The organism is Rhodanobacter sp. FW101-FHT13A11 (assembly GCF_058790335.1).
Genome location: NZ_JBYTCN010000008.1, coordinates 1 through 25,973 on the forward strand (window position 1 = coordinate 1; position 25,973 = coordinate 25,973).

Here is a 25,973-nt window from a genome sequence, read left to right on the forward strand (position 1 = left end):
CTTTGGCTCAGAAGCATCGCCCGCCAGCGGGCTCCTACAGGAAGGTCAGGCGCGTGCCGGGCGTTCCAGGTTCGGCAGGAACACCGTGATCAACCCCATCAGTGGCAGGTACGCGCACAGCCGGTAGACGTATTCGATGCCGTGCGCGTCGGCCAGCCCGCCGAGCACGGCGGCGCCGATGCCGCCCATGCCGAAGGCGAGGCCGAAGAACAGCCCCGAGACCAGGCCGACGCGCCCGGGCACCAATTCCTGCGCGTAGACCAGGATCGCCGAGAACGCCGAGGCCAGCACCAGGCCGATGATCACGGTCAGCACGCCGGTCCACAGCAGGTTCGCGTGCGGCAGCAGCAGGGTGAACGGCGCCACGCCGAGGATGGATACCCAGATCACCCACTTGCGCCCGATCCGGTCGCCGACCGGGCCGCCGATCAGCGAGCCGGCGGCCACCGCGAACAGGAACACGAACAGGTGCACCTGCGCGCTCTGCACTGACACGCCGAACTTGTGGATCAGGTAGAAGGTGTAATAGCTGCTGAGGCTGGTCAGGTAGAAATACTTGGAGAAGATCAGCAGGCCGAGGATCGCCAGCGCGCCGAGCACCTGCCGGCGCGACAGCGCCACGGCGGGCCGCCGCCGCGCTGCCGCCGAGCCGCGCACGACATGATGCCGCCCGTACCAGCGGCCCACCTGCAGCAGCACCACGATCGCCAGCAGCGCCGCCAGCGAGAACCACGCCACGCTGCCGCGCCCGTGCGGCACGATGATCCAGGCGGCCAGCAGCGGCCCCAGCGACGAGCCGGTGTTGCCGCCCACCTGGAACAACGACTGCGCCAGGCCGTGCCGCCCGCCCGAGGCCATTCGCGCCACCCGCGAGGATTCCGGGTGGAACACCGACGAGCCGGTGCCGACCAGCGCGGCAGCAGCCAGCAGCACCGGGAAATTCGGCGCGGTCGCCAGCAACAGCAGGCCGCACAGGGTGAAGCCCATGCCCACCGGCAGCGAGTACGGCATCGGCCGGCGGTCGGTGACCATGCCGACCAGCGGCTGCAGCATCGAGGCGGTGAGCTGGTAGGTCAGCGTGATCAGGCCGACCTGGGCAAAGCTGAGCTGGAAGTCGTGCTTGAGGATCGGATAGATCGCCAGGATCAACGACTGGATCATGTCGTTGAGCATGTGCGCGAAGCTGATCCCGCCGAGTACCGCGTATGCGGTGGATTCGCCGGGCGGCGCCGGATCGCTGGAGAGGGGAATCGCGGAAGGGGACAGCGGGGCGCTTTCGACGCGGGTCTGCATGGGGTGTTCGGCTGGACGGAGCGGCGCGGGGGTAGCAACCATAAGACAGGCCGCCGCCATTCCGCATGTGCCGGCCGTCGATGGCGGCTTGCGCCACCGGGCCGTGTTCGTGCCGGAGCGCTGCCCGGACCCGGGTGAACGGCGTCACAGCGTCGTCAGCGAAATGTCGCAGACTGAGTGATACCTGACCCGGCCCGGCCGCATCGGGAGCGGGCCCTGCGGGCGGCGCGCTACCATGCGGGATGCTATCCACCTCCTGTTGCATGGAGCACCGATGAACAGCCGTCTGATTCGCGGAACCTCGCCGACCGACGCCGGCACGCCGGCCGCCAACGATGCCGCGCCGGTGGCGCCGGGGCCGGACCTCGGCGACAGCCGGCTGTACATCCATCGCGAGCTGTCACAGCTGCAGTTCAACATCCGCGTGCTGGACCAGGCGCTGGACGAGCGCACGCCGCTGCTGGAGCGATTGAAGTTCCTGCTGATCTTCTCCGCGAACATGGACGAATTCTTCGAGATCCGCGTGGCCGGGCTGAAGGGCCAGATCGCGCTGGACCACGAGATGATCGGCCCCGACGGCATCCCGCCCAAGCGTGCGCTGGCCGAGATCAGCGAGATCGCGCACCGGCAGATCGCACGGCAGTACGCGATCCTCAACGAGCGCATCCTGCCGGAGCTGGCCACGTACGGCATCCGCATCGTGCGGCGCACGCAGTGGACGCACAAGCAGAAGATGTGGGTGCGCCGCTACTTCCGCGAGGAGGTGGCGCCGCTGGTCACCCCGATCGGGCTCGACCCGACCCATCCGTTCCCGCTGCTGGTCAACAAGAGCCTCAACTTCATCGTGCGGCTGGATGGCGTGGATGCGTTCGGCCGCGATTCCGGCCTGGCGATCGTGCCGGCGCCGCGCGTGCTGCCGCGGCTGATCCGCATGCCGCTGGAAATCTGCGAGGGCGGCGACAACTACGTGCTGCTGTCCTCGATCATCCACGCCCATGCGGAGGAACTGTTCCCGGGCATGGACGTGCTCGGCTGCTACCAGTTCCGGCTGACCCGCAACGCCGACCTCACGCTCGATCCGGAGGACGTCGAGGACCTGGCGCTGGCGCTGCGCGGCGAGCTGTACTCGCGCCGCTTCGGCGACGCGGTGCGGCTGGAGGTGGCCGACAACTGCCCGAAGGAGCTGACCGACTACCTGCTCAAGCAGTTCGGCCTCAACGAGTCGGAAATGTACGAGGTGAACGGTCCGGTGAACCTGGCGCGGCTGTTCCGCATCGCCAACAACGTCAGCTACCCGCGGCTGCAGTACCCGCCGTTCACGCCGTCGCTGCCCAAGACGCTGCTGCACGCCGAAGACCTGTTCCAGGTGATCGGGCGGCAGGACGTGCTGCTGCTGCACCCCTACGAATCGTTTGCGCCGGTGGTCGACCTGCTGCGCCAGGCGGCGAAAGACCCGCAGGTGCTGGCGATCAAGCAGACGCTGTACCGCACCAACGCGAACTCGGAGATCGTCGATGCGCTGGTTGACGCCGCCCGCGCCGGCAAGGAGGTGACCGCGGTGGTCGAGCTGCGCGCGCGCTTCGACGAGGAATCCAACCTCACGCTCGCCTCGCGCCTGCAGCAGGCCGGCGCGATGGTGATCTACGGCGTGGTCGGCATCAAGACGCACGCCAAGCTGATGCTGATCCAGCGCCGCGAGGGCAGCGAGCTGGTGCGCTACGCCCACCTCGGCACCGGCAACTACCACACCGGCAACGCGCGGCTGTACACCGACTACAGCCTGCTCACCTCCGACGAGGCGCTGTGCGAGGACGTGCACAAGCTGTTCAGCCAGCTCACCGGCATGGGCAAGGTGATGCACATGAAGAAGCTGCTGCACGCGCCGTTCACCCTGAAGAAGGCCCTGCTCGAACTGATCGCGCGCGAGACCGCGCACGCGGCCGCGGGCAAGCCGGCGCAGATCATCCTGAAGATCAACGCGCTGACCGAGCCGAAGGTGATCCGTGCGCTGTACAAGGCCAGCATCGCCGGCGTGCAGGTGGACCTGATCGTGCGCGGCATCTGCTGCCTGCGCCCCGGCGTGGAAGGCGTGTCGGAGAACATCCGGGTACGTTCGATCATCGGCCGTTTCCTCGAGCACAGCCGCGTCTACTGGTTTGCCAACGACGGCGAGCCCGAGCTGTACCTGGCCAGCGCCGACCTGATGGAACGCAATCTCGACCGCCGCGTCGAAACCGCGTTTCCGATCGACGGCAAGAAACTGCAGCAGCGCATCCACAACGCGCTGCTGCGCTACCTCGCCGACAACGCCAGTGCCTCGCTGCTGCAGCCCGACGGCGCCTACGTGCATCCGCCCGTGGTCGCCGACGAACCCTTGCGCAACGTACAGTCCGAGCTGCTGGACAAGCTGTGCGGAGCAGGGAGCGTCAACAGCAACGGCCATTGAGTCGCGGGCGTCGTGCCGGCGGCGGATACCCCGGCTTGCATCCGCCAGGACGATCCCGCCGTCGCCGTCGTCCGGTGCCCGCCTGCCGTGCGCTTGCAACGAAAAAGGCCACCCTGGCGAGGTGGCCCAAATCGTTGTTTCTGATTGGTGGAGCGGATGGGGATCGAACCCACGACCTTCGCATTGCGAACGCGACGCTCTCCCAGCTGAGCTACCGCCCCACGACAAGCGGCAAATGTTAGCAGCGTGACGGGGCTTCGCCAAGACCCCGCGTGTGGATTCAGCCGGGCAGCAGCGGGACGAGGCGGTCGTGCAGCACCTCGCGGCGCCAGCCCTCCAGGAACTCGGGCCACTCGGCGGTGACCACGTATTCCTCCAGCGCCTTGCGCGGGCACAGCAGGCCGGGCGGGAGGTCGAGTTCGCCGGCGAGGGTGTCGACCAGGGTCTTCATCGCGGCCAGCGCCTTCTTCGCCTCGCCCTGCGGGTGGCCGGGGATGCGCGCGGTGGCGGCGATCTCCCCGTCGTCGACGGCGGGGGCGAGCAGCTCGAACAAGTCGCTGCGCTGGGCCGCGCGCAGCGCGCGCTGGCCGCGGCCGCGTTGCTCGAGGTCGGCGAGGCTGGCCGGCGGCTGTTGCGCCAGGCTCAGCGCCAGCGTGTCGTCCAGCAGCCACGGGCGCGGCACGTCGAGGCGGCGTGCGTCGCGGTCGCGCCACAGCAGCAGGCGGCGCAGCAGAGCCTGCCGCGCGACAGGCCAGTCGGCGGCGGCGCGCAGCGCACGCTGCGGCTGCGGGTCGCCGTCGCGGTGGCTGGCGCGCTGTTTCAGGCGTGCGCAATCCTCGGCGTGCCAGGCACGGCGGTCGCGACGCAACAGGCGTTCGGCCAGCTGCTCGTGGATGGTCTGCAGGTACACCACGTCCAGCGCGGCGTAGCGGCGTTGCGAGTCGGTGAGCGGGCGTTGCAGCCAGTCCGAGCGGGTCTCGCCCTTGTCCAGTTCCACGCCGGCCAGTTCGGCGACCAGCGCGCGGTAGCTCAGCCCCAGGCCCATGCCGACGAAGGCGGCGGCGATCTGGGTGTCGAACAGGATGTGCGGGCCGTCCGGCAGCAGGGGCGCGAGGGTTTCCAGATCCTCGCCGGCGCTGTGCATGACGGTGGTGGCCGGACCGGCGACGAGTTGCGGCTGCAGCGCGTCGCCGATGTCGAAGGCGAGCGGGTCGACCAGCGCATGGCGGCCGTTCCAGCCCAGCTGCAGCAGCGCCAGCTGGGGGTGGAACGTATTGCGGCGCATGAACTCGGTGTCCATGCCGACCATGGCGTCGGCGGGCATCGCCGCCAGCCACTCCCGCAACGCGTCGGGCCGGTCGATCCAGTCGGCGGCGGTTTCGGATGGGGGCATCGGTACTCCTTGGAGGCTGCGGGCGCGGATTGCCCTGCAGGCGGTTTGTGCCTATGGTGAGCAGCGCACGATAACAGGCTGCACCAAGGACGCCCATCTATGCCGAACAACGCAACCCTGCGCCGTCAGCGTGCTCTCGGCGGCGCGCTCGGGGTGATCGTGCTGGGGTTCGCGCTGCTGTACCACTTCTTTCCGCGGCTGTTCCACGTCAATCCGGCCGAGGCGCCGCGCCGCTCGATGTCGCTCGGCGCCGCCGCGCCGGGCAGCGGATTGCAGCCGGAACGGGGCTCGGCGATCAGCGAGCTCAATGCCGGGCCGCCGCTGACGCTGGCGCCGGCGACGGTGATCGCCGCGCGTAGCGGCAGGGGCGCGAACCTGCCCGAGCAGCTCAGCGCCGATCCACCGGAGGTGCAGGCCCTGCTGGCGCGGGCAACCCGGGCCCTGCACGCCGGCCAGCTGGTCGGCGACGCGAGCAGCGCCGCCGCCTTGTTCGGACAGGCGCTGAAGGAGAAGCCGGACAGCCGCCGCGCCGCGCAGGGCCTGTTCGACGTGCGCGCCAGGCTGGTGGCGGAGATCGACCAGGACATCGCGCTGGGTGACGCCGACGCGGCGCGGGAACTGCTCGTCGCCTTGCGCACGCTGCCGAACGCCGCCGCGGAAGTGACGCAGCTGGAAGCGGGCCTGAAGACCCTGGAGAAGGTGCGGCCGATGCTGGCCGAGGCTGCCGGCCTGCTGCGGCGGGGCAAGGCGGACCAGCCGCCGGGCGGCAGTGCGCTGGACCTGTACCGCGAGGTGCAGAAGCTCGACCCGCAGAACGCGGTGGCCGAGCAGGGCATCTTCGAGGTGCAGCGCGCGGTGCTGGATCGCGCACTGGCGGCGGTGGCGCAGAACGATTTCACCGGGGCCGACCGCGAGCTGGCGGCGGCGCAGGCGATCCGTCCCGGTTCGCAGCAGATGATCGACGTGCACAAGCGCGTCGACGACATGCGCGTGCAACGCGCAGGCGGCGTGCTGGCGCAGGCGCACACGGCGCTGGATGCCGGCAACCTCGAGCTGGCCACGAAGCTGGCGGCGCAGGCGCGCGCGATCGACCCGAACCTGCCGACGCTGGCCGCGTTCGGCGACCAGCTCACCAACGCGCGCCTGTATGCCAGCTACAAACCCGGCCAGGTGTTCACCGACCGCTACATCGACCTCCCGGGCAAGACGCCGGCGATGGTGGTGATTCCCACCGGCAGCTTCCAGATGGGCGCGTCCGCCGATGACGAGGACCGCAACGAGGCCGAGCTGCCGCAACACGCGGTCGCCATCGGCAAGGGCTTCGCGATGGCGCGCACGGCGGTGACGGTGGCGGAATTCCGCGAGTTCGTCCGCGCCAGCGGCTACGTGCCCGACTCGGTCAAGCTGGGCGGCGCCAGCGTGTACGACGAGCGCAGCGGCGCGTTGCGCGACGATTCGGACGCGACCTGGCAGGACGACTACGCCGGCCGCAAGGCCGACGACAACCTGCCGGTGGTAAACGTCTCGTGGAACGACGCCAAGGCCTACGCCGACTGGCTCGGCCAGCGCACCGGCAAGGTCTACCGGCTGCCCAGCGAGGCGGAGTTCGAGTACGCGCTGCGCGGCGGCACCCGCAGCCGCTACTGGTGGGGCGACGGCACGCCCACGCACCCGGTGGAGAACCTCACCGGCTCCGGCGACCGCTCGCGCAGCGGCCGGCGCTGGAGCCATGCCTTCCGCGGTTATCGCGACGGCTACTGGGGGCCGGCGCCGGTGATGAGCTTCGCCGCCAATCCGTTCGGCCTGTACGACATCAACGGCAACGTCTCCGAATGGGTGCTGGACTGCTGGCACGACAACTACATCCGCGCCCCCGGCGACGGCAGCGCCTGGATCAACCCAGGCTGCCGTTCCCGCGTGGTGCGCGGCGGATCCTGGGGCAGCTCGCCCGACCAGGTGGACTCGGCCTACCGCCAGGGCAGCAGCGGCGACGCGCGCAGCGGCCGGGTCGGCTTCCGGGTGGTGCGGGAGCTTTAGGCGGACATGAAAAACCCCGCGCGGGGCGGGGTTTTCCGGTGTCTGGTACCGGTGAGAGGACTCGAACCTCCACTGTGTCACCACAAGCGGATTTTGAGTCCGCCGCGTCTACCATTCCGCCACACCGGCATGTGCGAGCGGGGAATTATGCCGGGTTCAGTGCACGCGGTCGAGACCCAGCTGGCGCACGTCGCGGCCGTACCAGCGGTCTTCCGGCAGCGGCTGGAACACCGAGCAGCGGGTCATCGGGCCGGAATAGATGTGCAGGCTGACGGTGACGGCGCTGTCGCTGGGGTTGCAGATGCTGTGGTATTCGTGCGGCGGGATCAGGCTGCCGGCCGAGCCGGCGCCGGCCTGGATCGAGCCGACCGGCTGGAAGCAGTAGCGCTGCGCATCGTGCTCGACCAGCTCGTACTGCACGATCTCCAGCGCACCGTTCCACACGCCCTCGACGCACCACATGCCGTCGTGGTCGTGGATCGGCGTGCCCTGGCCCGGCCCCCAGGTCATCGCCACCACGCAGTAGCCGTGCTCCTCGCTGCGGTACAGCTCGCGGCGGGCGTAGTGGTCGGGGTTGGCCTCGAACACGCAGTCGGGCAGGGTGACGGCGTTGTCGCGGATCAGCTTGCACAGGCTGTGGCGCAGGCTGTCGGTGAGCTCGTGGGTGGTCGGCTTGGCCACGGCGGCGTCGATCGCGTCGATCAGGGTGCGGCTGCCGGGAAAATCCAGGGTGAGCATGACGGTCTCGGTCGGATGCGTGATGGGGCGGATCTTACCAGCGCAGCGGTCAGGAGGCCGGCAGCCGGTTCAGGAAGCCGCCGATCGCGCGGCTGTAGTTGTCGATGTCGACCAGGAAGGCGTCGTGTCCCTGCGGCGAATCCAGCGCCACGAACTCCACCCGCGCGCCGGCCGCTTCCAGGCCTTCCGCGATCTGTTCCTGCTGCTGCAGCGGGAACAGGATGTCGGTGCTGACGCCGATCACCATCGCCTGCTCGATGCAGATGCGCTTGAGCCCTTCGAGCACGCTGCCGCGGCCGTACTCGGCGATATCGAACCAGTCGCTGGCGCGCGACAGGTACAGGTAGCTGTTCGGGTCGAAGTGGCGCACGAAGCGGCGGGCGTGGCCTTCGAGGTAGGACTCCACCTGGAACTCGCGGCCGAACGGCTCGTCCTCGCGCTGCTCGGGGTCGAGCCGGATGCGCGCGAAGCGGCCGTTCCATTCCATCGCCGAGCGGTAGGTGATCACGCCGAGCTTGCGCGCGATGCTCATGCCGGTGTCGGGATAGCTGTCGTCGTCGTAGCGGCCTTCGTTCCAGTGCGGGTCGAGCCGGATCGCCTCGCGCTGCAGCGAGCGGATCGCGATGGCGAACGGCTGCGCCTGCGGCGCGGTGTCCACGCTGATGTGCGCGCGCACGCTGTGCGGGTGCAGCAGCATGTAGGCCAGCGCGCTCATGCCGCCCATCGAGCAGCCGATCAGGCAGGCGAGTTGGCCGATGCCGAGGCTGGCGACCACGGCGTGCGCCGCGTTGGCGACGTCCTCCAGCGCCAGTTCGGGAAAGCTCAGCCGGTACGGTTCGCCGGTGGCCGGGTCGATCGAGGCAGGGCAGGTGGAGCCCTTGTCGCTGCCCAGCGAGTTCACGCAGATCGCGAACCAGCGCGTGGTGTCGATCGCCTTGCCGGGGCCGGCCATTTCCTGCCACCAGCCCGGCGCGGGATCCTCCTCGCAGGAGGTCATGTGCGCACTGGGCGACAGCCCGGTCAGCACCAGCACGGCGTTGTCGCGCGCCGCGTTCAGCGTGCCCCAGGTCTCGTAGGCGACGTGTGCGCCGTGCAGTTCGCCGCCGCGCTTCATCGCGAACGGCGAGGGCAGCGGGAGGTAGCGGCGCGCGTCGCCCATGCTCAGCGCACCTTGTCGATGTTGATCTCGACCGGCGTCTTGCTGTCCACCGCGACCACGCCGGCGTCGCCCTCCAGGTCGCCGGACTGGGCGATCGGCTGGCCGCTGTGGCTGATCCGCGCGCCGACGAAGACGCGCTGGACCGAGGACAGCCTGAACGCCGGCGTCATCGCCATCGCGTCGGAAAGGGTGACGGTGGCGGGCAGCTGGGCCGGGTCGATCTTGGCGACGGCCAGCGGCATCGGCGGGCCGTTCTCGGCGCGGGCATAGACGAACAACGCATCGCCGGGGGCGAGCTTGTCCTTCAACGCCGGCGCCAGCGTCACCTGCACCTGCAGGGCGGCGCCCTGCGGGGCGGGTGCGGCGGCGCCGCTCGATGCGCTGGCCGGGGCGCCGCCGGCGCGGGCGTCGGCGACGGCGATCTGTTCGGCAACCGCCTTCGCCACCGACGAGCCGGGCTCCAGCTGCGGCAGCAGCAGGCGCCAGGTGGCGGCGGCCTCGCGGTATTCGCCGCGCTGGAAGTTGCCGATGCCCAGCAGCCACAGGCCGCGCTGGCTGTCGGGGTGCAACTGCACGGCGCGCTTGAGCAGTTCCAGCGCACGTCCCTCGATCAGGTGGTCGTTGCGCGTCATCGAATCGTTCTCGGCCCAGCCGATCATCGCCTCGGCGTTGTTGGGGTCGAGTTTCAGCGCGTGGTCGAACGCATCGCGCGCATCGGCCGGCTGGCGCAGCATGCTGCTGGTCTGCGCCAGCAACATCCAGCCCTGCAGGTCGTCCGGCTGCTGCTGCAGATGCGTACGCAGTTCGGCGATCGCCTGCGGCAGGCTGATCGGCGCGGGCTGGGCGATCACCCCGTTCAGGGCGGCGGGCGTACCCACCAGCAGGTACAGCGCGCCGGCGCCCAGCGGCAGCACCAGGGCGATCAGCAGGCTCGTCACGAACACGCTGCGCGGCCGGCCGGACTTGCGGCCCTGACGCATCAGCGGCAGCAACAATACGGCCAGCGCCACGGCGATCATCGCGGCGGCGGCAATGATAAAAACGGTCTTCACCAGTCGTCCCCGTTATCGGTGGGTGCCTCGGCGGCGCTGTCGCCGCGGTTGCGCCGGCGGATCGCCGCCAGCACCACGCCGGTGCCGCCGCACAGGACCAGCAGCGGGCCGAACCAGAGCAGCCAGGTGCCCGGTTTCAGCGGCGGGTCGTACAGTACGAACTCGGAATAGCGCGCGACCAGGTACTGCTTGATTTCCTCGTCGCTCTTGCCCTGCTGCATCATCCGGAAGATCTGGTTGCGCAGGTCGCGCGCGATCGGCGCGTTGGAGTCGGCCAGCGTCTCGTTCTGGCACATCGGGCAGCGCAGCTGGTGGGTGAGGTGCTGGAAGCGCAGCTCCTGCGCGTGGTCCCGGAACGGCATCGGCTCGATCGCCTGCGCATGCGCGACACCGGCAAACGTGAGCAACACCACGAAGATCACCCGCAGGAGCCCGCTTGCGGGCGATGCTCTCTTCACGGGATTCGGGATTCGGGATAGCCAGACATTCGTCTGTTGAGAGCCGGGCTCTGCAAAAGCAGGAGCATCGCCCGCAAGCGGGCTCCTACAAGGGTGGTGGCGCGTCACGGCGCCTCCTTGAGCATCGCCGCGATCGCCGGTTTGAGTTCCTTCGCCACCACGCCCGGGGTCAGCGGGCCGATGTGCTTGTAGCGGATCACGCCCTTCGCGTCGATCAGGAAGCTTTCCGGCGCGCCGTACACGCCGAAGTCGATCGCGGTCTGGCCGGGTTCGTCGGCGATCAGCAGATCGTACGGGTTGCCGTGCCTGGCCAGCCAGTTCTTCGCGTCGGCCGGGGCGTCCTTGTAGTTGTAGCCGACCAGCGTCACGCCGAGGGACGGGCCCTCGGCGGTCAGCACCGGGTGCTCCACGCCGCACTCGATGCACCAGCTGGCGAACACGTTGAGCAGGTAGGGCTTGCCCAGCAGGTCGGCCTTGCCGACCGTCTGCGCGGGCTCGTACAGCTTGGGCAGGTTGAAGGCCGGGGCCGGCTTGTTCAGCAGCGGCGTGGGGATCGCGTTCGGGTCGTGCCGGGTATTCCACCAGATGCCGAAGCCGAACAGCCCGACCAGCAGCATGAAACCGATGAAGGGAAGCAGCCGGTTCATGCGCGGTTTTCCTGTACCTGCAGGCCGGCGACGGCGCCGGTTTCGGTTTCGGCGCCGCGCTTGAGGCGGAAGCGCTTGTCGGTGGCGCAGACCAGGCCGCCCAGCATCATCAGCAGGCCGCCGGCCCAGATCCAGCGAACGAACGGCTTGTAGTACAGCCGCAGCGCCCAGGCGCCTTCGACGTTGCCGGCATCCATCGGTTCGCCCAGCGCCACGTACAGGTCGCGGGTGACGCCGGCGTCAACCGCCGATTCGGTCTGCACCTGGCCGCGCAGGTAGGTGCGCTTCTGCGGGTGCATCACGGTGAGTTCCCTGCCGTCGCGGATGACCGTGACCACGCCCTGGTCGGCCTTCCAGTTCGGGCCGTTGGCGCGGTGCACGCCGTCGAAGCGGAACTCGTAGCTGCCGATGTGCTGGCTCTCGCCCGGCGCCATGCGCACGTCGCGGGTCACGCTGAGCGACTCGGACAGCAGCACGCCGGCCACGAACACGCCCACGCCCAGGTGCGCCAGCAGCATGCCGGCCATCTCGGCCGGGTAGCGGCGGCCGCGCGGCAGTTCACGCCAGCGCTTCAGCGCGTACAGCAGCACGCCGGCGATCACCCATGCCGCCGCCGCCACGCCGGCGATCGCCTTGAGCTGGCCGTCGACGAGGAAGGCCGCCGCGATCGCGCAGGCCGCCGCGGCGACGCCGGCGCGCAGCAGCACCTGCCCGATCGCCGGCGCCTCGCCCTTGCCCCAGCGCAGGAACGGGCCGAACGGCAGCAGCAGCACCACCGGCAGCATCAGCAGCGGGAACAGGAAGCCGAAGTAGGGCGGGCCCACCGAGATCCGGCCCAGGTTCAGCGCGTCGCCGATCAGCGGGAACAGCGTGCCCAGCAGCACCATCGCCGCGGCCACCGCGAACATCAGGTTGCCGATCAGCAGCACCGTTTCGCGCGAGAGCACTTTGAACGGCTTGCCGCCCAGCACCTGCGGTGCCCTGAGGGCATACAGCAGCAGCGAGCCGCCGACCACGATGGTGAGGAAGGCCAGGATGAAGATGCCGCGGCGCGGATCGGAGGCGAACGCGTGCACCGAGGTGAGCACGCCCGAACGCACCAGGAAGGTGCCGAGCAGGCTCAGCGAGAACGCGAAGATCGACAGCAGGATGGTCCACGCGCGCAGCGAGCCGCGCTTCTCAGTCACCGCCTGCGCATGGATCAGCGCCGCGCCGACCAGCCACGGCATGAAGCTGGCGTTTTCCACCGGGTCCCAGAACCACCAACCGCCCCAGCCCAGCTCGGCGTAGGCCCACCAGCTGCCGGCGACGATGCCGCAGGTGAGGAAGGCCCAGGCGATATTCGTCCACGGTCGTGCCCAGCGCACCCAGGCCTGCTCCAGCTCGCCACCGAGCAGGGCGGCGATCGAGAACGCGAACGCCACCGAGAAGCCGACGTAGCCCATGTACAGCATCGGCGGGTGGAAGGTCATGCCCGGATCCTGCAGCACCGGGTTGAGATCCGCGCCGTCTCCCGGCATCGGCAGCAGCCGGCCGAACGGGTTGGAGGTGAAGATGATGAAGGCGAGGAAGCCCACCGCGATCAGCCCCATCACGGCGATCACGCGCGAGGCGAACACCTCGGGCAGCTTCTGGCTGAACGCGGCCAGCGCCACCGTCCACACGTTGAGGATGAAGATCCACAGCAGCAGCGAACCCTCGTGCGCACCCCACACCGCGGCGATGCGGTAGTACCACGGCAGCGCCAGGTTCGAGTTGTCGGCCACGTACTGCACCGAGAAGTCGAAGCGCAGGAACGCCCACGCCAGGATGCCGAACGCCATCGCCACGAACACCGCCTGGCCCGCCGCGGCCGGGCGCGCCACCGCCATCAGCGCGCGGTTGCCGCGCCACGCGCCGAGCAGCGGCAGGATGCTCTGCGCCAGCGCCAGCAGCAGGGCGAGTATGAGCGCGAGCTGGCCGAGTTCGGGGGTCATGGCAGTTTGTCCTGCACTGCGGCCGCTTCCTCGATCTTCTTGTCCGCGTGAGCCTTGGCCATGGCGTCCTTCAGCTCCTTCGGCATGTAGGTCTCGTCATGCTTGGCCAGCACCTCGGTGGCCACGAAGTGGGCATTGTCCATGTGGCCGGTGGCGATCACCGACTGGTTGTCGCGGAACAGGTCCGGCAGGATGCCGGTGTACTCCACCGGCATCGCGCCGCCGGCATCGACCACGGTGAAGGTGACCTTGAGCGAGTCGCTGGCACGCTGGATCGAGCCGGCCTTGACCATGCCGCCGAGCCGGAACGTCTTGTAGCCGGCGGCCTCGCCCGACTGCACCTGGCTCGGCGTGAGCAGGTAGTTCATGTTGTTCTGCAGCGCCAGCACGACCAGCACGGCGGCGACGGCGGCTGCGGCGAGGATCGACAGCACGATGGTGAGCCGGCGCTTGCGGGTGGGATTCATGGGCATGGCGATCGACCGCCCCGGTCAGGGGGACGCTGGAGTGGAAGGGGGCTTGCGTTCCTGTCGCGCGCTCTGACGCGCCAGGCGGGCACGAAGTTCCGTCAGCACGCGGCGGCGGCGCAGCCGCGGCGCGACGGTGTCGGCGACCAGCACGGCGAAGAACAGCGCGTAGGCCGGCCACACGTAGGCGGCGTAACCGCCCATCGCGAAAAAGTGCTGCAGGGCGCTCATCGGCCGGCCTCGTCTTCGGCGATCCGGCGCACCCAGTCCTTGCCGCTCTCCAGGTCCAGCAGGTCGGTGCGCGCGCGGCGGCACAGGCTGGCGACGTAGTAGAACTTGGTGGCCAGGGTCATGGTCAGCAGCGGCCACAGCATGGCGCCGGAGATCTTCGACGGGCCGAACACGTTGACCGTGCTGCCCTGGTGCAGGGTATTCCACCAGTTCACCGAGAAATGCACGATCGGCACGTTGATGATGCCGATGATGGCGAGGAACGCCGCGGCGCGCGCGCCCTGGCGGCGATCCTCGAACGCGTGGTACAGCCCGATCACGCCGAGGAACAGGAACAGCAGCACCAGCTCGGAGGTGAGCCGCGCGTCCCAGGTCCACCAGGTGCCCCACATCGGCTTGCCCCACAGCGAGCCGGTGACCAGGGTGATGAAGGTGAACGCCGCGCCGATCGGCGCCGACTCCATCGCCACCACCTCGGCCAGCTTGATCCGCCATACCAGCGCGATGAACGAGGCCACGCCCATCACCCCGTAGATGAACATGCTCATCCACGCGCTGGGCACGTGGATGAAGATGATCCGGTAGGCGTCGCCCTGCTGGTAGTCGGCCGGCGCCAGCACCAGGCCGCCGTACAGCCCGACAACGCCGAGCAGCAGCGCCAGCGCCGTCGCCCATGGCTGCAGCGTGCCGGCGAAGCGGTAGAACGTCGGCGGCGAGCCGAGCTTGTGCAACCAGAGCGGAATCCAGCTAGACATAACCCATCAAGCATCCAGGGCAATACGGAGGGCCGCCGCGCAGGCCAGTGGCGCCAGCACCACGGCCAGCACCAGGGCGGCAGCGAGCCAGGCGACCGGTGCGAGCCACGGCAAACCCTGTTGGGCGGCCGCCACGGCGCCGGCGGCGAAGATCACGGCCGGCACGCAAAGCGGCAACAGCATCAAGGCGAGCAGCATACCAGAGCGCCGGGTGCCGGCCGTCAGCGCCACCAGCACCGCGCCGAGCAGGCTGAGCAGCGGCGTGGCCAGCGCCAGCGCCAGCAGCAGCACCGGGATCACCGCGCCGGGCAGGTGCAGCATCGCGGCCATCAGCGGCGCGATCAGGATCAGCGGCAGCGCGGTGGCGAGCCAGTGGGCGAGGATCTTCATGCCCAGCATCAGCGCCAGCGGCTGCGGCGCCAGCACCAGTTGCTCCAGCGAGCCGTCCTCGATGTCGCTGGAGAACATCGCGTCCAGCGCCAGCAGCATCGCCAGCAGCACGGTGACCAGTACCACGCCGCCGGCGATCCGCTGCAGGAGGGTGTCCTCCGGGCCCAGCGCGAACGGGAACAGCGTAGTCACGATCAGCGCATACAGCACCGGCATCGCGATGTCGCCGCGCCGGCGCCAGGCGAGGGTGAGGTCGCGCCGCAGCATCGCGGCGCAGGCGCTGGTAAGGGCGGGACGGTTCATCGTTGTGCTCCCTCCCCTGCGCGCAGGGGAGGGTTGGGGAGGGGTAACGCTCTTGCGCAAGAGTGAACCCCCTCCCGGCCTCCCTCTGCGACCGAAGGAAGTCCCTTCGGGGCAAGCAGGGGGAGGGGTCCATGCATGGAATTTCCGGCCACCTTAATCATGCATGCGGATCCGTCGCGGCTCGCCGCCATGGAAGCTCACCGTGCCGTGGCTGGTGACCATCACCGCGCCACCGGCGTCGGTGTGCGCTTCCAGCAATGCGTTCACCAGCGCGATGCCGATGCGGTCGAGGTTCGCGTATGGCTCGTCGAGCAGCCACAGGCTGGCCGGCAGCAACAGCAGCCGGGCCAGCGCGGCGCGCTTCTTCTGGCCGGCCGACAGCCGGCGCACCGGTTCGTCCTCGTAGCCGCGCAGGCCGATCCGGGCCAGTACCGCGGCCACGCTGGCGCCGTCACGAATGCCGTGCAGGCCGGCGGCGACGTGCAGGTTCTCGCGCGGGCTGAGATCCGCCTTGAGACCGAGCTGGTGGCCGAGGAACAGGATCTCGCCGGCGCAGCGGTCGCGCTGCAGCGGTTCGCCGCGCCAGTGCAGCTCGCCGGCGCCGATGTGCAGCAACCCGGCCAGCATGCGCAGCAGGGTGGTCTTGCCGCTGCCGTTGTCGCCTTCGACCAGGGCCAGTTCGCCCGCGCGCAACCGGAAGTTCAGCGGTGCGAACACCGGCTCATCCTGGCGAAAAAAGCTCAAGGCCCGAGCTTCGAGCAGGGGCATGGCGGTGTCGGCGGCGGTCATCGCCTCGATTGTCCGCAATGCCGAGGGCGCTTGTCCATGCGGCGCGCTGCCGCTGCGCGGGTCAGTCCAGCACCCGCAGAAGGGCGGCGCTGCCGGCTTCGCCGTGCACGTAGGCCAGCTGCCCGTGGGTCCTGGCCAGCTTGTCCAGCACGGGGACAGCCGCCCCCGCGACGAACAGGCTGGGCTCGCTCCAGCCGGAAGTGCCTACCCCGATGGCCGGATGGACGACGACGCCGGGCTGGGCCTGCAGTGCGGCCAGCAGTTCGCCCTGTGCGGCCAGGTTCTCCGCCGGCGGGCGTCGGCGCGCCTGCGGATTCCATGCCGTAATGAATGCCCACGGGCGCGAACCGACCGCGGCCGCGAGCCGGGCCGGCAGGGGCAGGTCCACGCGGATCGTTGCCCAAGTCACCGTATCCAGGCAGACGTGGTAGGCGGTGGCGTGAAACGCTTCGAGCAGGGCTTCATCCATGGCGCAGTCTCGGCAGTGGCTCCAGCGTCGACTGGAACAGCCGCGCGGCGGCTTCGATGTCGATATCCGCCACGTTCGGCGTGTCGCGCAGCAGCTGTTCCAGCAAATGGTCTTGCGCCCGGCCGCGTTCGAGCGCGTAGGCATAGGGCACGTGGGTGAAGGTCACCAGGCGATAGCGCGCCATGTAATGGCCGGGGATCCGCGCGGCCAGCGCGCCGCCCAGTTCGCGCTTGGCCAGGTAGTGCGGGTCGGCCACCGAGTCGCGCATCTCGACGTAGTTCTCCAGCGCCATCGCGGCGATCGCGTCGGCGTTCGGCTGGCGCACGCGCTGGAATTCGGCGAACACCCCGGCGCTGTCGTCCGGCGCCTCGGCCAGCAGGTCCGTCAGCACCACGGTGTCCTCGAAGCCGCAGTTCATGCCCTGGCCGTGGAACGGCACGATCGCGTGCGCCGCGTCGCCGAGCAGCAGCGCGCGGCCATCCAGGTGCCAGCGCTCGAGGTACAGGGTGGACAGCGTGCCGACCGGGTGGCTGTCGAAATCCTCGCCGAAGCGCGGGATCAGCGGCAGCAGGCCCGGGAACTGTTCGCGGAAGAACGCGGCCGCGGCAGTGGCGTCGGGCAGGGTGGCGAAGCTCGGCGCGGCGCCTTGCGCCGGCAGGAACAAGGTCACCGTGAAGCTGCCTTCGGTATTCGGCAGCGCGATGCACATGTAGCCGCCGCGCGGCCAGATGTGCAGCGCGTGCGGCTCCAGCGCGAACTGGTCGTGGCCGCCGCTGAGCTGCAGTACCGCGGCTGGCAACTCGCCGGCCGGCGGGATTTCCAGCTCCTTGTAGCCGTGGCCGAGCGATTCGATCCGTTCGCCCAGCGGTGCATGCGCGTTCATCGCCGCGCGCACCGCGGAGCCGGCGCCGTCGGCGCCGATCAGCAGCCCGGCATCCCGTTCGCGCTGCACGCCCGCCTCGTCGGCGAGCCGGATGCGCTGCCGGTCGAGGTCGGCGCCGACCAGCGACTGGCCGAAATGAAAGCGCACGCCGGCCGCCTCGGCCGCGTCCAGCAGCAGCGTGTTCAGCGCGCCGCGCGAGACCGACCAGATCACCTCGCTGTCGTCCACGCCGTAGCGCTGCAGGCCGCTGGCGCCGTCCTGCGTGTGCACCATGCGCCCGCGCATCATCACCGCATGCCGCAACACGTCGTCGGCCAGGCCCGCCGTGCGCAACGCCTGCAGGCCGCGCTCGGCCAGTGCCAGGTTGATCGAGCGGCCGCCGCTGTCCATGGATGGACGAGTGCCGCGGGCGCAGGATGCGCTGGAGCGGCCCAGGATGCCGGCCAGCCGTGGATCAGGCCGCTTTTCGAACACCTCGACGGCAAAGCCGCGTCCGGCCAGCTGCTGCGCCAGCAGCGCGCCGACCAGGCCGCCGCCGATGAGGGTGATGGTGGGCTGCGCCATGCTGCGGTCCGTGGAGGAAGTCCGCCCACTGTTCCGCAAGCGGCGCGCGACTGCAATCCCGTGCGGCCGGAACGTTCCTCAGAAACTCATGAAGTAGCCGCCGTTCACCGGCAGGTTGGCGCCGGTGATGTAGCCGGCGTCGTCGGCGGTGAGGAAGGCCACGGCGCGGGCGATGTCGGACGGCAGGCCGAGCCGGCCCACCGGGATGTCGGCGATGATCTGCGCGCGGATCTCGGCGGGCACGGCGGCGACCATCGGGGTGTCGCAGTAGCCGGGCGAGACGGTGTTGACGGTGACGCCCTTGCGCGCGGTCTCGCGCGCCAGCGCCATGCTGAAGCCGTGCACGCCGGCTTTGGCGGCGGAGTAGTTGGTCTGGCCGAACTGGCCGGTCTGGCCGTTCACCGAGCTGATGTTGACGATGCGGCCAAAGCCGCGCGCGGCCATGCCCTCGACTACGTGGCGGCACATGTTGAACACGCCGTCCAGGTTCACCCGCATCAGCTCGTGCCATTGCTGCGGCGTCATCTTGCGCAGGCTGGCGTCGCGGGTGATGCCGGCGGCATTGACCAGGATGTCGACGCTGCCGTGCTGCTGCTCGATCCGTTCGACCAGATGCCGGCAGTTGTCGAAATCGCTGACGTCGGCCGGCTCGAACGCGATGGCGCCCTCGAAGCCGGCGACCTCATCGTGGAATGCGGCCACGCGCTCTTCGCGCGAAGCCAGGTCCAGCGCGACCACCTTGCGCCCGGTGCGGGCCAGCTGCCGGCAGATTTCCGTGCCGATGCCGCCGATGCCGCCGGTGACCAGGGCAAGGCGGGAAGAAAGGTCGGTTCGAGTCATGTTCGGATCCATCGGTGCGTTCATGCCGCAGGGCAGCACATGTTGTGCTGCAGCGATCGGGATGGGGTGCAAACGAACGGCGCGCCGAAGCGCGCCGTGGGAGTCAGGCCGGAATCAGCCGGATTTCTTGCCGCTGCGGCCGGTCGCACCGGGGGTGGGAATCACCTTGGCGGCGGTGTCCATCAGGCCGCGCTGCAGCGCCTGGAACGCGGCGAGGTTGCGCTCGGTGAGGTCGTTCAGCGTGTTCCAGGGAGTCTGCCCCATCAGGCTGTTGAGCTGGCTGCGGAACTGCGTCTGCTGGTCGAGGAAGACCTGCAGGCTGCGCTCCAGGTAAGGGCCCATGAAGCCCTGCAGCGAGTCGCCGTAGAAGCGGATGATCTGGCTGAGCAACTGCGGCGACAGCATCGGCTGCCCCTTGTCCTCGTGCTCGGAGATGATCTGCAGCAGCACCGAACGGGTCAGGTCCTCGCCGGTCTTGGCGTCGCGGACCTCGAAGTCCTCGTTGTCCAGGACCAGCTGGCGGACTTCCTCCAGCGTGATGTAGCTGGAGATCTCCGTGTCGTAGAGACGCCGGTTCGGATACTTCTTGATGATGCGTTTAGTTTGTGCCATGCGGCGAACGCTAGCAGAAGATATTGCGACGCACCAGTCGGACGGGATTTTTCATGCTGCAGCCGACGGCTGCAGCATTTCAGTGGCCGACCGCGCCGCCGGCGCTGCCGAACGGCGGCTTGGCGAACCACAGCACCGGGATCAGCAGCACGAACAGGATCGCGCACCCCCAGAACACGTCGTTCACCGCCAGGGTCAGCGCTTCGCGCGTCAGCAACTGGTCGACCAGGCCCAGGCTCTGCGTGTGCGACAGCCCGGCATGCGACAGCTGGCCGACGAACTCGGTCGCCGCCGGATGGCCGGGGCTGACGTATTCGGTCAGGCTGGCATGGTGCGATTCGCCGCGATGCTGCCACAGGGTCACCATGATCGCAGTGGACACGCTGGAGCCGATGGTGCGGCAGAAGTTGGACAGGCCCGAGGCGCTGGCGATCTGGTCCACCGGCAGGCCGGACAGGTAGACCTGGTTCAGCGGGATGAAGAAGCAGGGGATGGCCAGGCCCATCACGAAGCGCGGCACCACCAGGGTGGAGAACGAGGCCGAGCTGTCGAAGGTGGAGAACCAGTACGCGGTGCCGGCGAACACCAGGAACGCGAACGTCACCACCGCGCGCAGGTCCAGCCGGTGCATGTTCTTGCCCAGCACCGGCGCGATCAGGAACGCCAGCACGCCGACCGGCGCGGTGGCCAGGCCGGCCCAGGTGGCGGTGTAGCCCAGGGTGATCTGCAGCCACAGCGGAAACACCACGTTGATGCCGAAGAACGCGAACATGCCCAGCGAGAGGCTGATCACGCCGACGGTGAAGTTGCGCTCCTTGAACAGCGACAGATCCACCACCGGATGCTTCGCGTGCAGCTCCCACACGATCAGGAAGGTGAGGCAGACCAGCGCGGTGAGGCCGAGGGTGAGGATCATCGGCGAGGCGAACCAGTCGTGGTCGTTGCCGTTGTCCAGCATGAACTGCAGGCAGCCCACGCCGACCACCAGCAGCAGCAGGCCGATCGCGTCGATCGGCGCCCTGTAGGTCTTCGTCTCGCGCTTGCGCAGCAGGCCCCAGGTGACCGCCGCCGCCGCCAGCCCTACCGGCAGGTTGATATAGAAGATCCACGGCCACGAGAAATTGTCGGTGAGCCAGCCGCCCAGGATCGGGCCGAAGATCGGCGCCACCACCACGGTCATCGCCCACAGCGCCAGCGCGATGCCCTGTTTCTCCTTCGGGTAGTTCGACAGCAGCAGGGTCAGCGACAGCGCCACCATCGGGCCGGAGCCGGCGCCCTGCAGCAGGCGGCCGATCACCAGCATCGGCATGCTGGTGGCCAGGCCGCACAGCATCGAGAAGATGACGAACAGCAGCACCGAGCCGACGAAGGTCTTCACCTCGCCGAAGCGGCGCGCCAGCCAGCCGGTGAGCGGCTGCATGATCGCGCTGGCCAGCGCGTAGGAGCTGATCGTCCAGGTGCCTTCGCTGGGGCTCACGCCGAGGCTGCCGGCGATGTGCGGCACCGCGACGTTGACGATGGTCATGTCCAGCACCTCCATGAAGGTGCTGAACGCGACGGCGATGGTGAGCAGCGCCAGCGGCGCGCCGTGCAGCGGCTTCGGCGGGGCGGCGGGGGCGGCGTCGTTCGGCGTGGCGGCCATGCTGCGGCTCAGTTTGCGGCGGTGGCGTGGGACAGGTTGGCGCGGATGATCCGCTCCGCTTCCGCGTCGGCCTTGCTGGCCATCTGCTCGTAGACGTCGGTCTGCGCCACCGGCTGCGGCGTCGCCGGGTTGGCCAGCACGCTGCCCCGGTCGTTGCGGATGTCGACGGTGACGTCGGTGGACAGGCCGATGCGCAGCGGGTGCTGGTCCAGTTCCTTGTTGTCCAGCGCGATGCGCACCGGCACGCGCTGCACCACCTTGATCCAGTTGCCGGTGGCGTTCTGCGCCGGCAGCAACGAGAACACGCTGCCGGTGCCGGCGCCCAGGCCGACCACCTTGCCGTGGTAGACCGCGTCGCTGCCGTACAGGTCGGAGACGATCGTCGCCGGCTGGCCGATGCGGATGTGGCGCAGCTGGCTTTCCTTGAAGTTGGCGTCGATCCACAGGTCGTGCAGCGGCACCACGGTCATCAATTGCTGGCCCGGCTGCACGCTGTTGCCCAGCTGCACGCTGCGCTCGGCCACGTAGCCGGATACCGGCGCATAGATCGCGTTGCGCTGCGCGGCGACCCAGGCGGCGCGGAAGTTCGCGCGGGCCTGCATCACCACCGGGTTCTGCGCCACGTCGGTGCCCTCGATCGCCGCGTGCGCCGCGGCGGACTGCGCCGCGGCGGCGTCCACCGCGGCGCGCGCCTGGTCCACGCCGTCGCGCAGGTGCTGCACGATCTCCGGCGATTCGGCCTGGGCGGCGATCAGCGGCAGGCGCCGTTGCAGGTCCGCCTCGGCCTCCTTCAGGTCGAGCCTCGCGGCGACCACCTGCGCGTCGGCACTGGTCGCCGAGCTGGTCTGTTGGCGCACGCCGCGCACGGACTGGGCCAGCGCGCTGCGCGCCTGCGCGAGCCGGGTGTCGGCATCGGTGCTGTCCAGCTTCACCAGCACCTGGCCGGCCTCGACGTGCTGGGTATCGTCGGCGAGGATCGCCACCACGGTGCCCGGCACCTGTGCCGAGATCGCCACCTGGTTGCCGCCCACGTAGGCGTTGTCGGTCTTCTCGCGGGTGGAGAACACGAAGAACCAGAGCAGGAACCAGGCCAGCGCGGCGAGGATGAAGGCGCTGGCCACGATCAGCAGCGTGCGGCGGCGCTTGGCCGGATCCTTCGCGGCCATGCCGCTGTCATTGGCGTCGACGGAGGTCGTGGCGGATTCAGTGGCGCTCATGGGCGGGCGGCTCCGGCGTTGGCGGAAGGGGAGGAGGGTGCGTCGGTTTCGCCGGCGCGGCGGTAACCGCCGCCAAGCGCCTTGATCAGGGCCAGGTCGGTGCTCACGGCCTGCGCCTGCAACTGGGCGGCGGCGTCGCGCTGCTGCAACAGCGCGGCCTGCGCGCCCAGGCTCTCGCGGATGTCGCGAACGCCCTGGCGCGCGCGCGCCTGCGCGCTCTCCAGCAGGCGCTGCCCGGCGTCGAGCTGGGCCTGCTGCTCGCGCTGGCGGGCGGCGACCTGCTCGGCGCTCAACGCCTGCGTGGCCACCTCGCGCGCGGCGCCCAGCACGGCGCCGTCGTACTGCGCCACGGCGGCGTCGAGCTGGGTCCTGCGCACGCCATAGTTGGCCTCGAGTGCGCCGCCGCTGAAGATCGGCAGGTGCAGCGCCGGGGTCAGCGCGAAGGTGCGGCTGCCGGCGGTGAGCAGCTTGTCCAGGTCGATGCTGGAGAGGCCGGCGAGCGCGGTGATGCCGATGTCGGGGAAGAATTCGGCGCGTGCGGCATCGGTCTGTTTCAGCGCCGCCTCGACCTGCCAGCGGCTGGCGGCGATGTCGGGGCGGCGCGCGATCAGGTCCAGCCCGGCATCGGCCGGCACGCCGCGCGCGATCGCCGGCAGCGGACGCGCCTGCAGTATGGGCAGGTCGGCCGGCGCCACGCCGAGCAGCGAGGCGAGCGCGGCGCGACGGATCTTCGCCGAGCCGTCGAGCGCCACCCGCATCTCGCGCACCGCGGCCAGTTGGGCCTGCGCCTTCTGCGCTTCGTCGGGCAGGTCCACGCCCTGGCGCACGCGCAGCCCGGCGACGTCGGCAAGCCGCTGCTGCGTGGCGAGCGACTGGTCGGCGAGCTGCAGCCGGGCCTGGTCGGCCTGCCAGCCGAAATAGGTATCGGCGACGGCGTACTGGATCGCCAGGGCGGCCGCGCTGCGCTGCGCTTCGGCGGCGCGCGCCTGGTCCAGCGCCGCTTCCATCGTCGCGCGCTTCTTGCCCCACCAGTCGAAGTCGTATTGCAGCTGCACGCCGAGGTCGGCCTGGTTGTACCAGGTGAAACCGAGGAACTTGCTCGGGATCAGGCCGTGCTCGCTCATCCGCTGGCGTGACACCTGCGCGCTGCCGTTGACCGACAGGCCGAGCTGTGCCGCCGCCAGCTTTGCCGACTGCTCGGCGCCCTGCACGCGGCTTTGCGCCAGGGCCAGGTCCGGCGACTGCCGCATGGCGCGGTCGATCAGGTCGTCCAGCTGCGGATCGTCGTACTGGCGCCACCAATCGGCGGCCGGCCAGCCGGCGCGGGCGGGTGCCTGCAGGCCGGCCAGCGGCACGTCGTCGCGCAGCGCGGGCGGGCCCAGCCTGGCCGGCGCGGTGGCGCAGCCGGCCAGCATCAGCACGATCGCGGCGACCAGCACCGGGCGACCGCGGAGCGGGGCGTGCTTCATCGGTGTTTCCTTCATGGATGGGAGGCCTCGCCGAGCTGATCGAGGTTGCGGGCGAGCTTGCGCAGCAGGCGGCTGAAGTGCCGTTTGTCGGTTGCGCTGAAGCCGGCGAACATGGCGTCCAGGCGGGGGAACATCGGCGGCAGCATCTTCTGCACGAAGTGGCGGCCTGCCGTGGTGATGCGGATCACCACGCGGCGGCGATCCTCCTCGCTGGTGCCGCGGGTGATCAGGCCGCGCTTCACCAGTGCATTCGCGATGCGGGTCATGTTGGTGGCGCCCTGGCTGGTGAACTCGCAAAGCTCGCCGGGCGTCGAACTGCCGTCCGGGCGGCTGTACAGGATCATCAGGGTGATGAACTCGCTGTGGTTGAGCTTGTGCGGCATGAGCTTGAACTCGAGCCCTTCCTCCATGCTTGCGCCGACCATCAGCATCAGCCGGCACAACCGCGCCTCCTGCTCGGGCATCCGCGGGATGAGCTGGCTCACCCGGCCGATGCCTTCATCCATCATCGCAATACAATTCGTGATGCGTGCCATTTCACTGATTTATAATTCACCAATGAAGTAAAAGATAGCAAGCCTTCGGCGGGGCTTGCAAGTGACGGATGGCAGGGTGTCAGCCGAGGCCGAAGAGGCGGCGGGCGTTGGCGGTGGTGGCGGCGGCAATGCCGGCCTCCGGTTCGCCGCGCAGCGCCGCGATGCAGCGCAGAACCTCGGCGACGCACGCCGGCTCGTTGCGTTCGCCGCGGTGGGCGGCAGCGGGCTGGTCCGGGGCATCGCTTTCCAGCAGCAGGAACTCGATCGGCATCTGCGCCACGATGCGGCGCAGGCGCTGTGCACGCTCGTAGGTCACCGGGCCGCCGATGCCCAGGTGGAAACCCATGGCCCACAGTTGCCGGGCCTGCTGCTCGCTGCCGGAAAAACTGTGCACCACACCGCGCAAGCGGCCGCTGCGGCGCAGGGTCAGGGTGACTTCCTCCAGCGCGCCGCGGGCGTGCACGATCACCGGCAGGTCGCGTTCGCGCGCCAGTTGCAGCTGACTGGCGAAATAATGCCGCTGCAACTCGCGGTCGAGGCCGTCCACGTGGAAGTCCAGGCCGATCTCGCCGACCGCCACCGGATGGTTTTCGTTCAGCCAGGAAGACAGCGCTTCGACATGTTCCGGCGCATGCTGGGACAGGAACATCGGGTGCAGCCCGTAGGCGGGATACAGGCCGGCATGACGGGCGCAGAGGTCGCGGATTTTCGGCCAACTTCCGGCATCGACGGCGGGAACGACCATCCTGTCGACCCCGGCCAGGCAGGCGCGTTCGATGACTGCCGCGCGATCGTCGGCGAAGGCGCGGTCATCGAGGTGAACATGGCTGTCGACGAGCTGGGACATGATTCGTTTTTCGTGCACTGGCAGAGAGTTCCGCGACCTTGACGTGAAGATAATGTAACGGGCGTGAGCTAGCTCCGATTCAGTTGGAAAACGGTTCAATGACCACACGGGTTGCTGCGGCGGGTACCCGGCAATACGGCCCAACAAAAACAGAGGAGAGGATTGTGATGAACAGGTTGACAGTCAATGTACTCAATATCGCCGTCGCGGCAGCGCTGGCCACCGGTCTCTCGGCCTGCAACCGCAACGCGGATGCGGGTGTTTCCAATGCCTCTGCTGATGCCGGCGCCAGCGCCAGTGCGGATGCTGGGGTCAAGTACGCCAAGGTGGTCAGCGTCGATCCGGTGCGCTCGACGGTGAACAACCCGAAACAGGTCTGCCACGACGAGACGGTCACGCACACCGAGCCGCCGAAGGATCAGCACCAGATCGCCGGTACGGCGATTGGTGCCGTGGTGGGCGGTCTCCTCGGCAACCAGGTCGGTGGCGGCAAGGGCCGGACCCTGGCCACGGTGGCGGGAGCGGTCGGCGGCGGTTACGCCGGCAACCGCATCCAGGCCAGCCGTCAGCATGCCCAGGTGAGCACTTCGGTCGAACGCAAGTGCGATACCGTCAACAACACCAGCAACAAGATCGTCGGCTATGACGTGCGCTACGAATACAACGGCGTCACCCGCACGGTGCGGATGGACCACGACCCCGGCGATCGGGTGCAGGTGCAGGAAGGCGTGACGGCCGTGTCCGACGCTCGCTGAAACCA

At 69.4% G+C, this 25,973-nt stretch carries 25 protein-coding genes and 2 tRNA genes; 3 read left to right on the top strand and 24 right to left on the bottom strand.

What is annotated here, in order from left to right; genetic code table 11:
• Positions 1-45: 45 nt before the first annotated feature.
• Entirely contained in the window at positions 46-1,293 is a 1,248-nt protein-coding gene (locus AC3WRN_RS10190; RefSeq protein WP_492622870.1) for an MFS transporter, read from the bottom strand.
• 274 nt (positions 1,294-1,567) lie between these two features.
• Here AC3WRN_RS10190 and ppk1 point away from each other — a divergent pair, with 274 nt between their 5' ends.
• Positions 1,568-3,739 (top strand): polyphosphate kinase 1, encoded by a 2,172-nt coding sequence (ppk1, locus tag AC3WRN_RS10195; protein WP_492622871.1) that lies wholly within the window; start codon positions 1,568-1,570, stop codon positions 3,737-3,739.
• A 145-nt stretch (positions 3,740-3,884) separates the two neighbouring features.
• On the opposite strand, the gene AC3WRN_RS10200 is transcribed toward ppk1, so the two are convergent.
• Together AC3WRN_RS10200 and AC3WRN_RS10205 are read right to left on the bottom strand one after the other, a co-directional pair.
• Positions 3,885-3,960, bottom strand: a tRNA-Ala gene (locus AC3WRN_RS10200).
• A gap of 59 nt (positions 3,961-4,019) precedes the next feature.
• Positions 4,020-5,132, bottom strand: a complete 1,113-nt coding sequence (locus tag AC3WRN_RS10205) for a ribonuclease D (RefSeq protein WP_492622872.1) — start codon at positions 5,130-5,132, stop codon at positions 4,020-4,022.
• 99 nt (positions 5,133-5,231) lie between these two features.
• Here AC3WRN_RS10205 and AC3WRN_RS10210 point away from each other — a divergent pair, with 99 nt between their 5' ends.
• Positions 5,232-7,169 (top strand): formylglycine-generating enzyme family protein, encoded by a 1,938-nt coding sequence (locus AC3WRN_RS10210; protein ID WP_492622873.1) that lies wholly within the window; start codon positions 5,232-5,234, stop codon positions 7,167-7,169.
• A gap of 43 nt (positions 7,170-7,212) precedes the next feature.
• Here AC3WRN_RS10210 and AC3WRN_RS10215 read toward each other — a convergent pair.
• From AC3WRN_RS10215 to AC3WRN_RS10315, 21 genes are all read right to left on the bottom strand, one after another.
• A tRNA-Leu gene (locus tag AC3WRN_RS10215) sits at positions 7,213-7,298 on the bottom strand.
• A gap of 27 nt (positions 7,299-7,325) precedes the next feature.
• A complete protein-coding gene (locus AC3WRN_RS10220; protein ID WP_492622874.1) occupies positions 7,326-7,907 on the bottom strand; it encodes a cysteine dioxygenase family protein in 582 nt (193 codons plus the stop codon).
• Positions 7,908-7,956: 49 nt separating this feature from the next.
• On the bottom strand, positions 7,957-9,066 hold the full coding sequence (metX, locus tag AC3WRN_RS10225; RefSeq protein WP_492622875.1) for a homoserine O-acetyltransferase MetX: 1,110 nt from the start codon (positions 9,064-9,066) through the stop codon (positions 7,957-7,959).
• A gap of 2 nt (positions 9,067-9,068) precedes the next feature.
• A complete protein-coding gene (locus tag AC3WRN_RS10230) occupies positions 9,069-10,118 on the bottom strand; it encodes a tetratricopeptide repeat protein (protein WP_492622876.1) in 1,050 nt (349 codons plus the stop codon).
• Entirely contained in the window at positions 10,115-10,540 is a 426-nt protein-coding gene (locus AC3WRN_RS10235) for a cytochrome c-type biogenesis protein (RefSeq protein WP_492623002.1), read from the bottom strand. The genes AC3WRN_RS10230 and AC3WRN_RS10235 overlap by 4 nt, the downstream gene beginning before the upstream one ends.
• A 140-nt stretch (positions 10,541-10,680) precedes the next feature.
• The gene (locus AC3WRN_RS10240; RefSeq protein ID WP_492622877.1) at positions 10,681-11,223 is read right to left on the bottom strand and encodes a DsbE family thiol:disulfide interchange protein; all 543 of its coding nucleotides are present in this window, start codon (positions 11,221-11,223) and stop codon (positions 10,681-10,683) included.
• Positions 11,220-13,199 carry a heme lyase CcmF/NrfE family subunit gene (locus tag AC3WRN_RS10245; protein WP_492622878.1) on the bottom strand — a complete coding sequence of 660 codons (1,980 nt, stop codon included), beginning with the start codon at positions 13,197-13,199 and terminating at the stop codon, positions 11,220-11,222. The genes AC3WRN_RS10240 and AC3WRN_RS10245 overlap by 4 nt, the downstream gene beginning before the upstream one ends.
• Positions 13,196-13,666 (bottom strand): cytochrome c maturation protein CcmE, encoded by a 471-nt coding sequence (gene ccmE, locus AC3WRN_RS10250; RefSeq protein WP_201028721.1) that lies wholly within the window; start codon positions 13,664-13,666, stop codon positions 13,196-13,198. Before ccmE ends, AC3WRN_RS10245 begins: the two co-directional genes overlap by 4 nt.
• A 24-nt stretch (positions 13,667-13,690) precedes the next feature.
• Positions 13,691-13,897: a heme exporter protein CcmD gene (ccmD, locus tag AC3WRN_RS10255; protein WP_068091155.1), complete on the bottom strand. Its 207-nt coding sequence runs from the start codon at positions 13,895-13,897 to the stop codon at positions 13,691-13,693.
• Positions 13,894-14,652: a heme ABC transporter permease gene (locus AC3WRN_RS10260; protein WP_492622879.1), complete on the bottom strand. Its 759-nt coding sequence runs from the start codon at positions 14,650-14,652 to the stop codon at positions 13,894-13,896. Before AC3WRN_RS10260 ends, ccmD begins: the two co-directional genes overlap by 4 nt.
• Positions 14,653-14,658: 6 nt before the next feature.
• Positions 14,659-15,345, bottom strand: a complete 687-nt coding sequence (ccmB, locus tag AC3WRN_RS10265) for a heme exporter protein CcmB (RefSeq protein ID WP_068091150.1) — start codon at positions 15,343-15,345, stop codon at positions 14,659-14,661.
• 153 nt (positions 15,346-15,498) lie between these two features.
• Positions 15,499-16,134 carry a cytochrome c biogenesis heme-transporting ATPase CcmA gene (ccmA, locus tag AC3WRN_RS10270; RefSeq protein ID WP_492622880.1) on the bottom strand — a complete coding sequence of 212 codons (636 nt, stop codon included), beginning with the start codon at positions 16,132-16,134 and terminating at the stop codon, positions 15,499-15,501.
• 61 nt (positions 16,135-16,195) lie between these two features.
• Entirely contained in the window at positions 16,196-16,603 is a 408-nt protein-coding gene (locus AC3WRN_RS10275; RefSeq protein WP_068095725.1) for a DUF3293 domain-containing protein, read from the bottom strand.
• The gene (locus AC3WRN_RS10280) at positions 16,596-18,050 is read right to left on the bottom strand and encodes an FAD-dependent oxidoreductase (RefSeq protein ID WP_492622881.1); all 1,455 of its coding nucleotides are present in this window, start codon (positions 18,048-18,050) and stop codon (positions 16,596-16,598) included. Before AC3WRN_RS10280 ends, AC3WRN_RS10275 begins: the two co-directional genes overlap by 8 nt.
• 78 nt (positions 18,051-18,128) lie before the next feature.
• Positions 18,129-18,890, bottom strand: coding sequence for an acetoacetyl-CoA reductase (phbB, locus tag AC3WRN_RS10285; RefSeq protein WP_492622882.1), 762 nt, complete (start codon positions 18,888-18,890; stop codon positions 18,129-18,131).
• Positions 18,891-19,004: 114 nt separating this feature from the next.
• Positions 19,005-19,502: a polyhydroxyalkanoate synthesis repressor PhaR gene (gene phaR / locus AC3WRN_RS10290; protein ID WP_068095727.1), complete on the bottom strand. Its 498-nt coding sequence runs from the start codon at positions 19,500-19,502 to the stop codon at positions 19,005-19,007.
• A 79-nt stretch (positions 19,503-19,581) separates the two neighbouring features.
• On the bottom strand, positions 19,582-21,144 hold the full coding sequence (locus AC3WRN_RS10295; RefSeq protein ID WP_492622883.1) for a DHA2 family efflux MFS transporter permease subunit: 1,563 nt from the start codon (positions 21,142-21,144) through the stop codon (positions 19,582-19,584).
• 8 nt (positions 21,145-21,152) lie between these two features.
• Entirely contained in the window at positions 21,153-22,361 is a 1,209-nt protein-coding gene (locus AC3WRN_RS10300) for an HlyD family secretion protein (protein WP_492622884.1), read from the bottom strand.
• The gene (locus tag AC3WRN_RS10305; RefSeq protein ID WP_492622885.1) at positions 22,358-23,830 is read right to left on the bottom strand and encodes an efflux transporter outer membrane subunit; all 1,473 of its coding nucleotides are present in this window, start codon (positions 23,828-23,830) and stop codon (positions 22,358-22,360) included. Before AC3WRN_RS10305 ends, AC3WRN_RS10300 begins: the two co-directional genes overlap by 4 nt.
• An 11-nt stretch (positions 23,831-23,841) precedes the next feature.
• Complete coding sequence (locus AC3WRN_RS10310; RefSeq protein ID WP_492622886.1) at positions 23,842-24,366, bottom strand: MarR family winged helix-turn-helix transcriptional regulator; 525 nt, start codon at positions 24,364-24,366, stop codon at positions 23,842-23,844.
• A 79-nt stretch (positions 24,367-24,445) separates the two neighbouring features.
• A complete protein-coding gene (locus AC3WRN_RS10315; protein ID WP_492622887.1) occupies positions 24,446-25,213 on the bottom strand; it encodes a TatD family hydrolase in 768 nt (255 codons plus the stop codon).
• 167 nt (positions 25,214-25,380) lie between these two features.
• On the opposite strand from AC3WRN_RS10315, the gene AC3WRN_RS10320 reads away from it, so the two are divergent.
• Positions 25,381-25,968: a glycine zipper 2TM domain-containing protein gene (locus AC3WRN_RS10320; protein WP_068095737.1), complete on the top strand. Its 588-nt coding sequence runs from the start codon at positions 25,381-25,383 to the stop codon at positions 25,966-25,968.
• Positions 25,969-25,973 lie beyond the last annotated feature (5 nt).

What these genes read in the sequence shown, in the direction of transcription:
- AC3WRN_RS10315 (WP_492622887.1), bottom strand. Translation starts at nt 25,213, where the DNA reads ATGTCCCAGCTCGTCGACAGCCATGTTCACCTCGATGACCGCGCCTTC.
- AC3WRN_RS10275 (WP_068095725.1), bottom strand. Translation starts at nt 16,603, where the DNA reads ATGGATGAAGCCCTGCTCGAAGCGTTTCACGCCACCGCCTACCACGTC.
- AC3WRN_RS10305 (WP_492622885.1), bottom strand. Translation starts at nt 23,830, where the DNA reads ATGAAGCACGCCCCGCTCCGCGGTCGCCCGGTGCTGGTCGCCGCGATC.
- ppk1 (WP_492622871.1), top strand. Translation starts at nt 1,568, where the DNA reads ATGAACAGCCGTCTGATTCGCGGAACCTCGCCGACCGACGCCGGCACG.
- AC3WRN_RS10295 (WP_492622883.1), bottom strand. Translation starts at nt 21,144, where the DNA reads ATGGCCGCCACGCCGAACGACGCCGCCCCCGCCGCCCCGCCGAAGCCG.
- AC3WRN_RS10245 (WP_492622878.1), bottom strand. Translation starts at nt 13,199, where the DNA reads ATGACCCCCGAACTCGGCCAGCTCGCGCTCATACTCGCCCTGCTGCTG.
- phaR (WP_068095727.1), bottom strand. Translation starts at nt 19,502, where the DNA reads ATGGCACAAACTAAACGCATCATCAAGAAGTATCCGAACCGGCGTCTC.
- ccmD (WP_068091155.1), bottom strand. Translation starts at nt 13,897, where the DNA reads ATGAGCGCCCTGCAGCACTTTTTCGCGATGGGCGGTTACGCCGCCTAC.
- ccmE (WP_201028721.1), bottom strand. Translation starts at nt 13,666, where the DNA reads ATGAATCCCACCCGCAAGCGCCGGCTCACCATCGTGCTGTCGATCCTC.
- AC3WRN_RS10205 (WP_492622872.1), bottom strand. Translation starts at nt 5,132, where the DNA reads ATGCCCCCATCCGAAACCGCCGCCGACTGGATCGACCGGCCCGACGCG.
- AC3WRN_RS10190 (WP_492622870.1), bottom strand. Translation starts at nt 1,293, where the DNA reads ATGCAGACCCGCGTCGAAAGCGCCCCGCTGTCCCCTTCCGCGATTCCC.
- AC3WRN_RS10240 (WP_492622877.1), bottom strand. Translation starts at nt 11,223, where the DNA reads ATGAACCGGCTGCTTCCCTTCATCGGTTTCATGCTGCTGGTCGGGCTG.
- AC3WRN_RS10220 (WP_492622874.1), bottom strand. Translation starts at nt 7,907, where the DNA reads ATGCTCACCCTGGATTTTCCCGGCAGCCGCACCCTGATCGACGCGATC.
- AC3WRN_RS10310 (WP_492622886.1), bottom strand. Translation starts at nt 24,366, where the DNA reads ATGGCACGCATCACGAATTGTATTGCGATGATGGATGAAGGCATCGGC.
- AC3WRN_RS10260 (WP_492622879.1), bottom strand. Translation starts at nt 14,652, where the DNA reads ATGTCTAGCTGGATTCCGCTCTGGTTGCACAAGCTCGGCTCGCCGCCG.
- AC3WRN_RS10320 (WP_068095737.1), top strand. Translation starts at nt 25,381, where the DNA reads ATGAACAGGTTGACAGTCAATGTACTCAATATCGCCGTCGCGGCAGCG.
- AC3WRN_RS10300 (WP_492622884.1), bottom strand. Translation starts at nt 22,361, where the DNA reads ATGAGCGCCACTGAATCCGCCACGACCTCCGTCGACGCCAATGACAGC.
- AC3WRN_RS10280 (WP_492622881.1), bottom strand. Translation starts at nt 18,050, where the DNA reads ATGGCGCAGCCCACCATCACCCTCATCGGCGGCGGCCTGGTCGGCGCG.
- AC3WRN_RS10210 (WP_492622873.1), top strand. Translation starts at nt 5,232, where the DNA reads ATGCCGAACAACGCAACCCTGCGCCGTCAGCGTGCTCTCGGCGGCGCG.
- metX (WP_492622875.1), bottom strand. Translation starts at nt 9,066, where the DNA reads ATGGGCGACGCGCGCCGCTACCTCCCGCTGCCCTCGCCGTTCGCGATG.
- ccmA (WP_492622880.1), bottom strand. Translation starts at nt 16,134, where the DNA reads ATGACCGCCGCCGACACCGCCATGCCCCTGCTCGAAGCTCGGGCCTTG.
- phbB (WP_492622882.1), bottom strand. Translation starts at nt 18,890, where the DNA reads ATGACTCGAACCGACCTTTCTTCCCGCCTTGCCCTGGTCACCGGCGGC.
- ccmB (WP_068091150.1), bottom strand. Translation starts at nt 15,345, where the DNA reads ATGAACCGTCCCGCCCTTACCAGCGCCTGCGCCGCGATGCTGCGGCGC.